We start from the raw sequence: 13,824 nt of genomic DNA, 5'->3' as shown, positions 1-13,824 counted from the left end.
AGGCAATCAAATGGAATTGCCAATCAGAGAACCATTTCGTAAAAAGGCAAATAAGACCCTGGGCATCAATCCGAAAGATTCCCAGCTAACATTGACCTATTTTTCTGTTGCATTCATTACATTATTGATCGGCGGGTTTCTCGGTCTGTTCCAGGGTTTGAACCGTGCCGGCTTGATGGAGCTTCCGTCATGGTTTGACTATTACCAAAACACTTACAGGACATGGCGTGTTGATGGTACTGGTATTTACTGCATTATTTACTGTCGGATACTTTTATGCGGTGTTATCACATACACTGGGCGGTCTGTTGCCGGTTGTCCGTAAAATGGGCTGGGTCGCATTCGGACTGATGGCAGTAGGAACGGCCATGTCAGGAACAATGATTGCAATGGGGGAAGCATCGGTGCTTTATACCTTTTATCCTCCAATGCAGGCTTCTCCCTGGTTCTATATCGGCCTGGTCTTTCTGGTCGTAGGAATATGGGTGGCGGCATTCGGCTGTTTCATCAATGTAGCAAAATGGAGAAAACAGAACCGCGGCCAGCATATACCGCTTCTATCATTCTTTGCAGTCGGCGTGTTCGTCATGCTGTTCTTCGGAAGCATTGGCGTGGCAATTGAAGTATTCACCTTAATTCCATGGGCATTCGGCTGGAAAGAGACCGTCAATGTACTGCTAGCCCGTACACTATTCTGGAGCTTTGGCCATACGCTTGTGAACATCTGGTATCTGACAGCCATCTCCGCATGGTATGTGGCAGTGCCGAAAATCATTGGAGGAAGGTTGTTCAGTGACTCGTTGACCCGTTTGGTAATTATCATGTTGGTCATTCTGAATATTCCTGGTGGGTTCCACCACCAGATCATTGATCCCGGATTCTCCCAAGGACTTAAGTTCATGCATGTATTCATGAGTCTATCGATTGCTTTCCCATCCCTCATGACGGCATTCGCCATGTTCGCTGTCTTTGAAAGAACCGGCAGAAGGAAAGGTGCAAAAGGCCTTCTTGGCTGGGTTAAAACACTGCCATGGGGAGATGTTTGTTTCCTGGCACCAATGATTGCCATGATCGCGTTCATCCCGGGTGGAGCAGGCGGGATTGCCCAGACCAATAACCAGCTGAACCAGGTCGTGCATAATTCCCTCTGGGTAACCGGGCACTTCCATCTTACAGTCGGTACTACCGTAATGCTTACTTTCTTCGGCATTGCCTACTGGTTGATTCCGTACCTGTCCAAACGTGAACTGACACCTAAAATGAATAAGCTTGGAGTCATCCAGACACTGATCTGGACAGCGGGGATGTTGTTTATGGCGGGAGCGATGCACTGGGTCGGCCTGCTTGGTTCACCAAGAAGAACATCCTATTCAACATATGGGGATAATGCTACAGCACTGGGCTGGGACCCATACCTGCTCTTCCTTGCCGTCGGTGGAACACTGCTGATCATTGGCGTAGTGATGATGGTCTACATTGTCTTCCATCTGATGTTCCGGGCTCCAAAAGGGCAGACAGAATTCCCGATTGCCGAACCGGAACCAGACGCAGGGCCAACACCTAAGTGGACGGAACGCTGGGGTTTATGGATTGTATTGATGATTGCGGTTGTTTCCATGGGTTATGTCATCCCAGTGGTAGATCTGATTGTCAATGCACCTCCAGGCTCACCTCCATTCCGTACATGGTAGAACAGGTAAAGAGACAGCCGGGATCAGCCGGACTGTCTCTTGCTTGATTCACAATACTCGGGAGGAAGTGATTCCTTTGAAGAATAAACAACAGAAATTTTCCATTTCCATGGTGCTCCTGTTTGGATTCATCCTTATTTTCACAGCGACCGACGGGTTTCAAGCATATACATTGGAAACGGCAAGGACAAATGAACTGCGTGCCGAGCAGCCCGCCTTTCCGGAAGTGACCTTGGAAGACAGTAAGGAGCGGACGTATTCATTTGATGAATTTGCCGGAAAGTATGTGTTCATCACGTTTATTTATACAGCTTGTATGGACGTTTGTCCGGAGCTCGAGATGAATCAAGCACAGGTATATCAATCTATTCCCGAAAAATATATCGGTGAAGATATCGTCTTTCTGAGTATCAGTTTTGATCCAGACCAGGATGATCCGGAAGCATTGGAAAAATATCGGATGATGTTCAACAGTGATGGGGAGACATGGAGGATGGCCCGGATATCAGACGAACAGCAGTTGAATCGCCTGTTGGATGAGTTTGGCGTGGTGATCATCCCGGATCAGAATGGGAACTTCACCCATAATTCTGCCTTTTACTTGGTAAACCCGGAAGGCTATCTGGCAGACGTAATGGATTATACAGATATCGAAGGGGCCGCTGAAAAAGTCAATAGCATGTTGGAAAAGGAGGGGGAGATCCAATGAAACAGGCTAAATACGGATTAGCACTCTATCTATTTCTTGCGCTTCCTCCGGTGGCAGCCTTGGCAGAATCCATCATGGCCATCCATATGCATATGCAGATGCCGCTGCTGGTCATTGCCGGGATGCTGATGGCCCCTTTCTTTCAGAAAAAATTCCCCGGATTTTTTGCGAAATGGAATCAGGATGGAGTGCCGGGAATCCTGTTGTTTATGATTATCATGCTGTACTGGCTGCTTCCGCGGACCATGGATGAAGCACTTACCGTACCCGCGGTGGAGATCTTTAAATTTATCAGCCTGCCATTCCTTGCCGGAGTACCGCTGAGGGACAGCTGGAAAAAGCTGACCGGCACCTGGAAGAATGCCGTGTATATCCTATCGGCAGCTGCTTGCGGGTTGATGGCTTGGCTCTATATCGCTTCCCCCACCCAACTTTGCAACAGTTACCTGATCGTCGAGCAGAAGACACTAGGTTGGGCATTTCTGTTTCTTGCTATCAGCATTCTTTTATATTTTATCCAATTAATGTTTATCGACCGATCTGAGTATGAATGAACCGGCACTGGCAGTTGATGGCTGTCAATGCCGGTTTTTTTCGTGTAGAAACCGGGTAGTACAGAAACGAAAACGGACGGAAATATCGTCCCTGCCGGTGGTCAGTGGAATGCCGGCAGGGTAACGATGATTGCGAGGAAAAATACAATCGTCAGATAATTGGCGGAGTATAGGAAATTCCAATAGGCCCATTTCTTGTGTTCCCCTGTAAATAAACCGCGGAAGGAAAGCACAAGCCATCCGGCATTTAAAATGGTTACGATTACCATGAATAGAGGCCCGAGTGCGGGAAGCAGAAATGGCAGAGGAAGCAGTGCTGCAACATAGACGACCATTTGCCGTTTGGTCATGTCAATCCCATGGACAACAGGAAGCATTTTCACCCCGGCCGCCTTATATTCATCAAATTTGCGAACGGCAATGGCAAAGGTATGCGGAATCTGCCAGATAAATAGAAGAAGAAACAATGTCAGAGGCACGATATGGATGGCTGAATCGATGGCCGCCCAGCCAATCATAGGGGTTACAGCCCCTGAAATGCTCCCGATCACCGTGTTCAAGGTATACCGCCGTTTGGACCACATCGTATAAAGCACGACATAGGTGAACCAGCCGATGAATGTGTAAAGAACGGCTTCCCAAGTAGTGAACAGTAAGAGGATGAAGCCGGCAAGGGTGGCTCCAATGCCCATCCGCAGTACTGCCTTTAAAGAAAAATTCCCGGTAACCGTTGGACGATGTCTGGTCCGGTCCATGACGGTATCAATATCAGAATCATACCAGTTATTTAAAATAAGAGCCCCGGCCATCACCAGTGTGCTTCCGGCCATTACCAGCAAGAAACTTCCCCAGTGATCGAAGAAGGAAACACCAGTGAAGTGAATGGCCAGCCAAAACCCGGCAAATACCGGCAATGCATTAGCAATGAGGACACCAGATTTGACCAATGCCTTCATATCAGTGATAAAATTACTATGTTGATTCGATGTTACGGATGATTGATTATTCTTGGATAAATCCATATATTCATTGCTCATAAAATTTCCCACCTTTACAGGGATTGCTTATCTATTATATCACGGTGCAAACAGACTCTCTAACTTAAAAATGGAGGATTTAACGAACATTCTATTGAATAACTGCTAAAAAATATATTTCGGGGAAAGGATTTTTTCATGGACATACAGGCCCAGCCAGTGAAGGAAGCAAACCGTCTAGAATGGATTGATGCAGCCAGGGGATTTGCTATCTTCGGCATATTCATGGTCAATATTGGAACTTTTTCGGCACCGTATTTCATTTATGGAGGGGAAAGGGAAGCATGGCCGTCCGCGGTGGATCAATGGACTCTTACAGTCATTGACATCTTTTTCCAGGCGAGCTTTTATACGCTGTTCTCTATCTTGTTTGGATTTGGTTTCCAGCTGATGCAAGAGAGGCTTCAGAAGAAGGGGATAAGGGTTAGGCCTTTTCTGACGAGAAGATTGCTGATCCTGATCGGATTTGGATTGATTCATGCCTTTCTGATCTGGCATGGAGATATTCTGCTTTTTTATGGAAGCATTGGATTACTGATGCTGTTATTCCTAAAAGTGTCTGGGAGAACCCTTCTTATATGGGCATTGGCCATTCTGCTTGGCAGTGCGGCTTTATTCACCCTTGGATTATATGCAGCCAGAGATTATATCGGCGTGGCTTTTGAGGCGGAGATCCAACGGGCATTCGAAAAGTATCAAAGCAGCAGTCTAGTGGATATTTGGAGCCAAAATCTCAGGGATTGGATGTTTTCCAATGCCGGCTCGTTTCTCATCCTGATATGCATGCTGTTGCCGATGTTTCTGATTGGCATGTACCTGGCGAAGAAACGGATGCTCCATGACCCGAAAGCCTCAAAGCCCTTATTGGTAAAACTTTGGATGGTTATGCTCGTGTTGTTCCTTGCTTTGAAAGCAGGCCCATACATTTTTGGTAATCCAACTTGGTTCTCCTATGTTCAAGACAATATCGGCGGGGTGGCTTCTGCGTTATTCTATATTGTGACCTTCACTTTGGCTGCTGTAACGGATACAGGAAGAAGAATTATTCGGCCGTTCGGCTGGGTAGGAAGAATGGCGCTGTCCAATTATATTTTGCAGTCGCTTGTCAGTGTGCTGATATTTTACGGGATCGGTTTAGGCCTGTATGGAGAGGTCAGTCCGACGTATACCGTTTTAATGGTGGCAGGAATTTTTATTGCACAAATCTTCCTCAGCAGGTGGTGGATGGCCAGATACCGATTCGGCCCGCTTGAATGGATATGGCGGAGCTTGACCTATGGCAGGAAGCAGCCATTCCGGCGAATGGAAAGGGAAGAAAGAAAAGCATAGTAAAAAGGAGGCAGTCCCATCATGGGGACCCTCCTTTTTGTTGTTCAGGAATTGAGCAGTCCCCGTTATCACCTGCAGCGGATGATCGGCCAAGCCTGCCATTCTTTTGCGGCTATGCAGATCTGCTTGCGATTAGCCACAGTCACTGATCGGAACTCTGGAGCGCTTTGCCCTAAATAAAAAGGCCGCATGAGCCACTTCCGGGGCCCATACGGCGAATCATTCAACTATTAGCCTTTCAACACTTCTTTGATATGTCCGATAGCCCACTCAAGGTCTTCTTTTTCAATGACCAGTGGTGGAGCGAAACGGATGACATTTTCATGGGTCTCTTTACAGAGAAGGCCTCTTTCTTTCAGCTCTTCACAGTAAGGGCGTGCAACCTCGGTAAGCTCTACACCGATGAACAGACCTTTACCGCGAACTTCCTTGATTTTTGGATTATCAATGGATTGGAGCTCTTCTTTCATGTAATTGCCGAGTTCCAGAGAGCGGTCGGCAAGCTTTTCTTCTTCCAGTACGTCCAGGGACGCGATGGAAACCGCACATGCCAGCGGATTACCGCCGAAAGTGGATCCATGGGAACCAGGATTGAAAACGCCGAGGATGTCTTTATTGGCAACGACACAAGAGATAGGGAACACTCCACCGCCAAGTGCTTTGCCAAGGATATGCATGTCCGGTGTTACATTCTCCCAGTCACATGCAAACATTTTCCCTGTACGGGCAAGACCTGCCTGGATCTCATCGGCTATGTAAAGAACATTGTTTTCCTTACATACGTCATAAGCCTCTTTCAGGAAGCCTTCTGGAGGCATGACGATTCCTGCTTCACCCTGAATAGGCTCGAACAGGAAACCTGCAGTGTTTTCATTGATGGCCGCTTTCAATGCTTCTACATCACCATAAGGAATAAGTTTGATACCCGGCAGCATTGGTCCGAAGCCGCGCTTGTTGTCTTCGTCGGAAGACAGGGAAACAGCTGTCATTGTACGTCCGTGAAAGTTTCCTTCACAAGCAATGATCTCTGCCTTGTTTTCTTCCACGCCCTTGACGTCATAAGCCCAGCGGCGTGCTGCTTTAACGGCTGTTTCGACTGCCTCGGCACCTGTGTTCATTGGAAGTGCCATATCTTTATTGGTCAGCTTGCAAATCTTTTCATACCAAGGTCCCAACTGATCATTATGGAAAGCACGGGAGGTCAGCGTCACTCTGTCAGCCTGCTCTTTCAATGCTTCAATGATTTTTGGATGGCGATGCCCCTGGTTTACTGCAGAGTATGCACTGAGCATGTCCATATAGCGGTTGCCTTCAGGATCTTCCACCCATACACCTTCCGCTTTTGCTACTACAACAGGAAGTGGATGATAATTTTTCGCTCCGAATTCCTGTGTCTGATCGATAATTTCCTGACTTGTAAGTACCATTCTATCCCTCCGATTACTTGAAAAATCACTATACTTCTTTATTATATCAGTTTTTTCAATATTTTACTTCCTCTGGATGTTGAAAAATACTTAAAAATGATTTTTCGGTTTTTCCATGATATCATGGCAGTAGCATGAAAAAGGAGGACTGGATGATGATACATACGCATATCACCTCATGGGTGCTGCTGATTATCCTGCTTGTCGCTGCCGTTGCGCTGTATAAAGGAGGAAACGGCAAAGCGGGGAAAATCGTTCACATGATACTAAGACTGGACTATTTATTGGTACTATTCACAGGCATCATGCTGCTCTGGAATTATCTTTCCAACCCATCCATGCCGATTTTGGCCGAAGCGATCACCAAAGGTTTGGCAGGGCTGTGGGTAATCGCAGCAGCGGAAATGATTATGGGGAAAACAAAAAAAGACAAACCGGCAAGAGGTCCATGGATCCAGCTGGCAATTGCCGTACTGCTTGCACTGATTCTTGGATTCGGTCGTCTGCCACTAGGAATTTCCCCTTAAAGCTAAGCTGTCTCTTCGGAGATGGCTTTTTTTATGAAAAGAGGCGAGCTTGCCATTGAATATGAAGGATTTTCAACAATATATGGATTGGTGTTGACTATTCTGCGAAAAGGTTAATAATGGAACGGAATGATACTAATTTTTGGGGGATCAATAATGAAAAAAATAATATGGCTTTTCCTCGTCGCCTCACTCTTCCTCTTGGGCAGCTTACCTGTGCAAGCAGAGGAACGGGAAGTTAACGAGGAAATCATCTATAAAATTATGGTGGACCGATACAATAACGGGGACAATAACAATGATCAGCAGGTCAACATAGATGACCCAAAAGCTTATCATGGCGGTGATCTTCAGGGGATTATCCAGCGTCTTGATGAACTGGAGCAAATTGGGGTGACGACTATCTCCCTTTCTCCTATCATGGCAAATGCAGAGGATGGCTTTCATGGCTACTGGATTGAAGACTTCCAGCAGCTCGAGGATCAATATGGAACGATGAAGGATTTACAGCAGCTGGTCCAAGAAGCGCATCAGTATGATATGAAAGTGGTTCTTGAGTTTGTAACCAATTATGCGGCTGACGGCCACCCGCTGGCAGGGGATCCTGCAGCACCTGCCCTTGCTGAAACTGATGTAGACCCGGAGTGGGCTGAGGGAGCTGCCCTTCTCAACCAGGAGGATGAAGATGTCCGTGAAATGCTGCGGGAAGCGGCTGACTATTGGATGGATGAAACGGATATTGACGGGTTCTACCTCCATGCAGCAGATCAGGCTTCGATGGACTTTCTGACTGAATTTACACAGTATATCAAAGAGAAGGATGAGGAATTCTATCTGTTCGGCGATATCCTGGCAGAAGAAGGCCGGAAGGATGCGTTGCTAGAAAATACGGAAATTGATGCCGTGGATAATCCGTATATGATGGAAGTGATGCGTGATATTTTTGCGGACGTGGATCAGCCAGTTTCGGAGATCTATGAAGCATGGGAGGAAACTGGCAGCCAATCCGATATCCTGTTCATGGACACCTTCTATACAGACAGGTTCACTCAGTCATTCGCAGAAAATGGGCGCAACAATCTAACAGCATGGACATTGGCTCTCACCTATCTATATACATCCCCAGGTGTTCCGGCAATCCTTCAGGGAACAGAACTTCCTATGTATGGGGAAGGTCCAGAAGGCTCGCAACGGCTTGTTCCTCATAACAGCGGGGAGCCGGAAGTAAAGGAATTCCATGACCGGATATCTTCTCTCAGGGAAGAGTTCGATGTATTTGCCTATGGAGATTTTGAACTTGTGGGCTCCAACGGCCCGATGAGTGTATTCAAGCGTACTTATGAAGGCGAATCAATGTTTATTGCCATCAACAATGGAAGTGAAACAGGTGTAGTATCTCTGAGTGACATAGATTCCGATATGCAGCTGAGGGGCTATCTTGGAGACAACATTGTCCGGGAGGATGAGAACGGCAACCATAAGATCGGCATACCCAGGGAATCGGTCGAGGTATATACCATCGAGCCGGACACTGGCCTCAATTGGAGTCTGATCGGCTTTTCTGGTGGGGTGATTCTGCTTTTCATCGGCGGTGTCATTTACTTAAGTATGAGACAAAGAAAAAGGAATGCATAAAGAAAAAGAACTTAGGCAGTGTAGGAGAACTGCCTAAGTTCTTTTTCTGTTTCAGTCAGTTATATTGTTCCCCGTTTTCATGGAACATCTGGCGGCCATAAGGTTAATCAGCAGGAGAGTAGATAAATCGGCCGTACAGCGGGGCGTCCTTGCTTTTATTTACCATAAAAAGAGGTTGGGGTAAAACTAAACTGTTTGACCCAGCAGACGAACAGTGCACAAAATTAGCGAAGGAAATATGCGCCGACTCCTGCGGGAGGACAGGCCTAGGCGAGACACCGCAGTGCGCTAGCACAAGGAGGCTCACCAGCCGCCCGCGGAAAGCGAAGCATATTTCCGAAGCGACTATTCCCACTAAACAAGTTTCCAGTTAGTTTAATCAATCTTTGGATAAAATACTATTGTCCCAGCCTCTCAGTCAAATATGTTCATGCGCGGACACAGCACCTTCTGCATCCAGACAGGAATAGATCCTGCGGTACATGATAATATCTATTTCTCCAGAGATATATTTTTGCTGATAGTAATCAAGTAAATCATTAAAGCTTTCCGGTGCATGGGTCTTTTCTAATTCGTAAGCGTCGAGCAGTTCGGCAATTCGCATGCATGTTCCTCCTTCAGTGAATACTTTTTACACTATATGAAGGGTTCGTCCATTTCATGCAGACTGGAAACGATATCCTCCCGTGCAGCTGGGGAGAAAGCAGTCAATAACCATTCTGCTTCGTAAAATCCGGCAGAGAGAGGGTCTGGGTGATTTGCTTTTCTTTCAGATCATATACTTTTATCTGGTCATAGGAGAACGTATATAGATAGCCATCTGAAGAGGCTATCCGTTTCACTTCCGATTTCCAGACAGGATGCTCCAGGCCCTCTGCTTGATGAGAGATGGTGTCGAACAGAGTAATTCCATTTTGAGTGTCTAATTCATAGAGAAGGGCACCTTCAAAAACATACGATTGTTCTCGGTAGGAGATATCATCCTTGTTGATGGTTTTTGTCTCGAACAAGGCTGCAGGAAAACCATACAGTTTGCTGTTCGGGTGATGAAATAATGCTTTATGGTTATGGTTCAGCTCTGTATAGGAACCACCTTGGCCAATTACTTCAGTGAATTTTTCCTTTGGCTCAGCCGGATTGCTGACGTCAAAAATGGAAATTTTGATTCCATCCGGCTCGACTATCGGCTCTCCGCCTCCCGGTGGCTCCGTTAAAATGGTTTCCTGGCCAAACCCCGCAACATGGCCGTCATCCAGGGGATGAAGGTAATTGCTGAAACCGGGTATCTTCAACTCTCCGAGCACTTCCGGCTGGGCCGGATCGCTGAGGTCAATGGCAAATAAAGGGTCAATCTGGCGGAAAGTGACCATATAGGCAATATCCTGCATGAAACGGACACTGTATATTCTTTCCCCTTTTGCGAGTCCTTCTATCGATCCGAGCGGAGTCAGATCATCTGCCGAAAATGTATAGAGATTATTGGAGGAATCTGCTTCACCGCTTCCAGATTTAGTTGTAGCCAACCGAAATGTACTGTCCCTTTCATCCATGGAAAACTGATTGAGCAATGTTCCTTGGACAACCGCAGAAGCCGAATAGTTGATATCGCCATTGCTTAGCTGAAATTGAAAAACCTCTGTATCGACCAGGGGATTGGCGATCATGCTGCTGCTGGAGGCTTCCTGTTCCGGTATATTTTTTTCTGTAATTCGTTCGGCGGCCAGGTATAAATGATCCTTAGACATATACAACTGATGGGCGGCCCCTAAATAGGAGCTGATTTCCGCGGGGACATCCGGTTCTTCCAGGTTGATAGAGGTCAGCAGCACGTTGTCGGCAGCATTACTGTCCGGAAAATAATACATATCTTCTAAGGGAAGCGGCACTCCTTCTTCATGGATGGATGAGTCTTTTACATAGGGCCTGCCTTCTTCTCCTGTCTCCATAATCCGGTATGGCTGGTGGCTGGCAGCAAGATACAAGTGGCCATCCATTTTCCGCGCTGACAAAAGTCTGCCTTCTACTGTTACTTCTTTTACATATACAGGGTCATGCTTATCTTTTATATCGTAAATGTAGATGCTGGTATGGCTGGTGTGGGAGGGATGAACTGCCATGTCCTCATGGCTGGTGACCTCTGTTTCACTTTCTGTCTTCGGGCGGAGAGGTGCTGTGGAAGAACCAATACTGATTAAATAATCTTTATGCAGAAATAATTCTGTCGGATGAAAATGATCCTCCGTAATGGTGCTCTGTACGTTACTGTTGCTGCCGTCAGCTGAAGATATGATGATATCCCCTTCCCGGGCGAAATAAAGGTAGTCTCCATCATTTTTTAGCCTGTCCCCTTCATCAATCCCGTCCACTTGTATATTCGTTTCTGAGAAGTGGCCATTTCCTGCAGGTTCCGCAGCGTCACTGCTTGTTTCCGCCTGCTCTGTGAATAAAGAATAGGAGGCAGGGGAACCGCGTTCTTTCAGGAGGGTTTTCAGCTGCCCGCCGTCTTGAATTGCCGGCAAACCGGCCACCGGGGTGAAAATATGCTCCAGCGGGGCGGATAGGTTGCTGCCGCTGTTGCTCTCTACCTGTTCCGATATCCAGAGCTGATGCTGTTTGGCCGCTGTATATCCATTTTTGGGCGGTTGAATGGTTAATATCGTGTTTGAACGGTCCCATTGTAAGGAAATAGATACATGATCACCAAACTGGTCCGTTACTGCTACCCTGTCTTCGGTAAAGGTATCCGGATTCATCTCTTCGGAAAACAGAATCCGCCAATCTTTGGTGGGCGAGGAATAGCTGGCAGGGGAGGAAACTTCGGCAGTCACGGCATCTGTATAGAACTGGTATAACTGGTATATGGCGATGCCGAGCAGCAGCAATGCTGCTGAAATAAGGACGGTCCTCCTGGTTTTCATATGAATCACCTCATTATGGATTTTTTCCTTATGGGTCCGAACCATTTTGGCCAAAAGGAATGTGGTATAAAAAATACTGACCCTAAAAATTATTAGAATCAGTATTGATTAGTTATTTATTCGTGTTGTTCAAAAAGAAAAGGGCAATCGTTCCCGGCCCAGCATGGGCGCCGACAGTGGAACCTACCATCTCTATCTCAATATCCTTTACGCCGAACTTCTCCCGAATCATGCCGGCAAGCTGTTCGGCTCTTTGGATGTCATCCCCGTGGCTGATACCTATCGTCTGGTTCTTGAGATCTGCGCCACGCTCTTCCATGATTTCCAGCATGCGGCCAAACAAGCGCTTGGAGCCGCGCACTTTTTCCAGGGGAACGAGTTTTCCGTGTTCCACTTGAAGGATGGGTTTGATTTTCAGCAGGGAGCCGAAGAATGCTTGCGACTTGCTAACCCTGCCTCCACGGTAGAGGTATTCCAGGTCGTCCACGGTAAAGATGCTTTCCATGTGCTGTGCATGATGGGTGCCCGCATCGATGATTTCTTCTACGGAAGCGCCTTCTCTTGCACGTTTGGCAGCATGCAGACACACAAGCCCATAACCTAGCGACACACATTTTGTATCTACAACATGAATGGAAGCTTCCGGATATTCCTCCTTCACTTCCTGTTCCATCATTTTGGCGGTCTGATAAGTGCCAGACAGCTCGGAAGACAATGCGAAGTATACTAAGGCTTGATTATTTTCTGCATAAGATGTGAAAATGGACTTGAAGGTTTGCGGAGATACTTGGGAAGTTTTCGGACTTTTGCCTTCCCGCATGGCATTGTATACTACAACCGGTTCAATTTCCTGTCCATCTTTGTATTCTTTTTCATCCAGATGGACGGTTAAAGGTACCATTTCCATGTCATTTTCGCTATAATGTACTTTTGATAAATCACTTGCAGAGTCGGCTAGAATTTTAACCGTCATTCTTTCACCTTCATTTCTTAATTAGGATGACTCTTTGCTTTTAGTTTATCGGGATTCCAGGTGTTAGTCAAAATATAATCCACACAAAGAGCTTGCAAAAAAAGACGTCAAGGAGGCTGCCATGTTTTTAGTTGAAGCAAAGCGAATCGTTATTGTTATCATCGGCGCAATATTAAATGCCATTTCATTGAACTTTTTCCTGATCGGAGCTAATGTCTATGCCAGCGGCTTCACCGGGGCAGCACAGCTTGGTGCGAGTGTGTTCCAGGATTTTCTGGGGATCGGCATAAGTACCGGTATCCTGCTGTTCATCTTAAACATACCAGTGGGCGTGCTCGGCTGGTTTAAAGTGGGCAGGGGATTCACCATTTATAGTATCGTTTCCGTCTTCGTGACGACCTTGGCGCTGGAGGTCCTGCCAGTGATCAGTTTTTCTGAAGACTATATATTAAATGCAGTATTCGGCGGGGTTATCGGTGGTACAGGTGTCGGACTGACACTGAGACACGGTGCCTCGACAGGTGGTATGGATATCATCGCCATGGTACTGTCCCGGATGAAAGACCGGCCGATCGGCTTCTACTTTCTCAGTCTTAATGCGGTCATCATCCTGTTTGCCGGTATTTTGTATGAGCCTGAGAACGCATTATATACGTTACTGACATTATATGTAACCACAAGGGTAATTGATGCATTCCATACTCGTCATGAAAAGCTGACTGCGATGATCATTACCCATAAGGCGGTCGAGATGCAGCATGAGATCCATAAGGCCATGGTACGGGGGATAACCATCCTGCCGGCTAGAGGCGCTTATACCAATGCCGACCAGAATATGCTTTATCTGGTAATCACGCGCTATGAACTGTATGATCTCGAACGTATCATCAATGAAGTGGACCCGAAGGCCTTTACCAATATCGTGCAGACGACCCAAGTATTCGGTGTCTTCCGCAAAGATTAAAGAAAAAGCGGATGGTTTAGTGATTAACCTGCAAAGGTGCTAGGGTTTATTGTTATGAAA

General features: G+C 46.6%; 12 protein-coding genes and 1 pseudogene. 8 read left to right on the top strand and 5 right to left on the bottom strand.

The annotated features are described in order from the left end of the window. Nucleotides 1–10 precede the first annotated feature (10 nt). The 3 genes and pseudogenes from ACFODW_RS16655 (at nucleotide 11) to ACFODW_RS16645 (ending at nucleotide 2,954) form a co-directional block, all read left to right on the top strand. A pseudogene (locus tag ACFODW_RS16655) lies at nucleotides 11–1,691 on the top strand (cbb3-type cytochrome c oxidase subunit I). A gap of 109 nt (nucleotides 1,692–1,800) precedes the next feature. After that, complete coding sequence (locus ACFODW_RS16650) at nucleotides 1,801–2,400, top strand: SCO family protein (protein ID WP_390307960.1); 600 nt, start codon at nucleotides 1,801–1,803, stop codon at nucleotides 2,398–2,400. Next, on the top strand, nucleotides 2,397–2,954 hold the full coding sequence (locus ACFODW_RS16645) for a hypothetical protein (protein WP_390307915.1): 558 nt from the start codon (nucleotides 2,397–2,399) through the stop codon (nucleotides 2,952–2,954). The genes ACFODW_RS16650 and ACFODW_RS16645 overlap by 4 nt, the downstream gene beginning before the upstream one ends. A gap of 101 nt (nucleotides 2,955–3,055) precedes the next feature. On the opposite strand, the gene cyoE is transcribed toward ACFODW_RS16645, so the two are convergent. Then, nucleotides 3,056–3,991 carry a heme o synthase gene (gene cyoE, locus ACFODW_RS16640; protein WP_390307914.1) on the bottom strand — a complete coding sequence of 312 codons (936 nt, stop codon included), beginning with the start codon at nucleotides 3,989–3,991 and terminating at the stop codon, nucleotides 3,056–3,058. A gap of 138 nt (nucleotides 3,992–4,129) precedes the next feature. Here cyoE and ACFODW_RS16635 point away from each other — a divergent pair, with 138 nt between their 5' ends. Together ACFODW_RS16635 and ACFODW_RS16630 are read left to right on the top strand one after the other, a co-directional pair. After that, entirely contained in the window at nucleotides 4,130–5,320 is a 1,191-nt protein-coding gene (locus tag ACFODW_RS16635) for a DUF418 domain-containing protein (RefSeq protein ID WP_390307913.1), read from the top strand. Nucleotides 5,321–5,341: 21 nt separating this feature from the next. Further along, nucleotides 5,342–5,500, top strand: coding sequence for a hypothetical protein (locus ACFODW_RS16630; protein WP_390307912.1), 159 nt, complete (start codon nucleotides 5,342–5,344; stop codon nucleotides 5,498–5,500). Nucleotides 5,501–5,550: 50 nt separating this feature from the next. Here the strand turns inward: ACFODW_RS16630 and ACFODW_RS16625 are convergent, their stop codons facing one another. Beyond that, on the bottom strand, nucleotides 5,551–6,747 hold the full coding sequence (locus tag ACFODW_RS16625) for an ornithine--oxo-acid transaminase (RefSeq protein WP_390307911.1): 1,197 nt from the start codon (nucleotides 6,745–6,747) through the stop codon (nucleotides 5,551–5,553). 155 nt (nucleotides 6,748–6,902) lie between these two features. Here ACFODW_RS16625 and ACFODW_RS16620 point away from each other — a divergent pair, with 155 nt between their 5' ends. Next, nucleotides 6,903–7,274: a YisL family protein gene (locus tag ACFODW_RS16620; protein ID WP_390307910.1), complete on the top strand. Its 372-nt coding sequence runs from the start codon at nucleotides 6,903–6,905 to the stop codon at nucleotides 7,272–7,274. 156 nt (nucleotides 7,275–7,430) lie between these two features. Further along, complete coding sequence (locus tag ACFODW_RS16615) at nucleotides 7,431–8,909, top strand: alpha-amylase family glycosyl hydrolase (RefSeq protein WP_390307909.1); 1,479 nt, start codon at nucleotides 7,431–7,433, stop codon at nucleotides 8,907–8,909. 418 nt (nucleotides 8,910–9,327) lie between these two features. On the opposite strand, the gene yppF is transcribed toward ACFODW_RS16615, so the two are convergent. The 3 genes from yppF to ACFODW_RS16600 all read right to left on the bottom strand — a co-directional run bounded on the left by yppF (nucleotide 9,328) and on the right by ACFODW_RS16600 (nucleotide 12,800). Further along, nucleotides 9,328–9,513: a YppF family protein gene (gene yppF, locus ACFODW_RS16610; protein WP_390307908.1), complete on the bottom strand. Its 186-nt coding sequence runs from the start codon at nucleotides 9,511–9,513 to the stop codon at nucleotides 9,328–9,330. 103 nt (nucleotides 9,514–9,616) lie between these two features. Beyond that, a complete protein-coding gene (locus ACFODW_RS16605) occupies nucleotides 9,617–11,827 on the bottom strand; it encodes a beta-propeller domain-containing protein (RefSeq protein ID WP_390307907.1) in 2,211 nt (736 codons plus the stop codon). A 112-nt stretch (nucleotides 11,828–11,939) separates the two neighbouring features. Next, entirely contained in the window at nucleotides 11,940–12,800 is an 861-nt protein-coding gene (locus ACFODW_RS16600) for a DegV family protein (protein ID WP_390307906.1), read from the bottom strand. Nucleotides 12,801–12,921: 121 nt separating this feature from the next. Between ACFODW_RS16600 and ACFODW_RS16595 the strand changes: the two genes are divergently transcribed. Next, entirely contained in the window at nucleotides 12,922–13,764 is an 843-nt protein-coding gene (locus tag ACFODW_RS16595; protein ID WP_390307905.1) for a YitT family protein, read from the top strand. Nucleotides 13,765–13,824: the final 60 nt, after the last annotated feature.

Source organism: Virgibacillus sediminis (assembly GCF_042643265.1).
Taxonomy (GTDB): domain Bacteria; phylum Bacillota; class Bacilli; order Bacillales; family Amphibacillaceae; genus Virgibacillus_O; species Virgibacillus_O sediminis.
Note: the sequence above shows the minus strand (reverse complement) of the source record. Positions and strands in the feature narration are given on the sequence as shown.

Coding starts and splice junctions, on each gene's coding strand:
- ACFODW_RS16600 (WP_390307906.1), bottom strand. CDS start 12,800: ATGACGGTTAAAATTCTAGCCGACTCTGCAAGTGATTTATCAAAAGTA.
- ACFODW_RS16595 (WP_390307905.1), top strand. CDS start 12,922: ATGTTTTTAGTTGAAGCAAAGCGAATCGTTATTGTTATCATCGGCGCA.
- ACFODW_RS16605 (WP_390307907.1), bottom strand. CDS start 11,827: ATGAAAACCAGGAGGACCGTCCTTATTTCAGCAGCATTGCTGCTGCTC.
- cyoE (WP_390307914.1), bottom strand. CDS start 3,991: ATGAGCAATGAATATATGGATTTATCCAAGAATAATCAATCATCCGTA.
- ACFODW_RS16630 (WP_390307912.1), top strand. CDS start 5,342: ATGGGGACCCTCCTTTTTGTTGTTCAGGAATTGAGCAGTCCCCGTTAT.
- ACFODW_RS16620 (WP_390307910.1), top strand. CDS start 6,903: ATGATACATACGCATATCACCTCATGGGTGCTGCTGATTATCCTGCTT.
- ACFODW_RS16635 (WP_390307913.1), top strand. CDS start 4,130: ATGGACATACAGGCCCAGCCAGTGAAGGAAGCAAACCGTCTAGAATGG.
- yppF (WP_390307908.1), bottom strand. CDS start 9,513: ATGCGAATTGCCGAACTGCTCGACGCTTACGAATTAGAAAAGACCCAT.
- ACFODW_RS16625 (WP_390307911.1), bottom strand. CDS start 6,747: ATGGTACTTACAAGTCAGGAAATTATCGATCAGACACAGGAATTCGGA.
- ACFODW_RS16615 (WP_390307909.1), top strand. CDS start 7,431: ATGAAAAAAATAATATGGCTTTTCCTCGTCGCCTCACTCTTCCTCTTG.
- ACFODW_RS16650 (WP_390307960.1), top strand. CDS start 1,801: ATGGTGCTCCTGTTTGGATTCATCCTTATTTTCACAGCGACCGACGGG.
- ACFODW_RS16645 (WP_390307915.1), top strand. CDS start 2,397: ATGAAACAGGCTAAATACGGATTAGCACTCTATCTATTTCTTGCGCTT.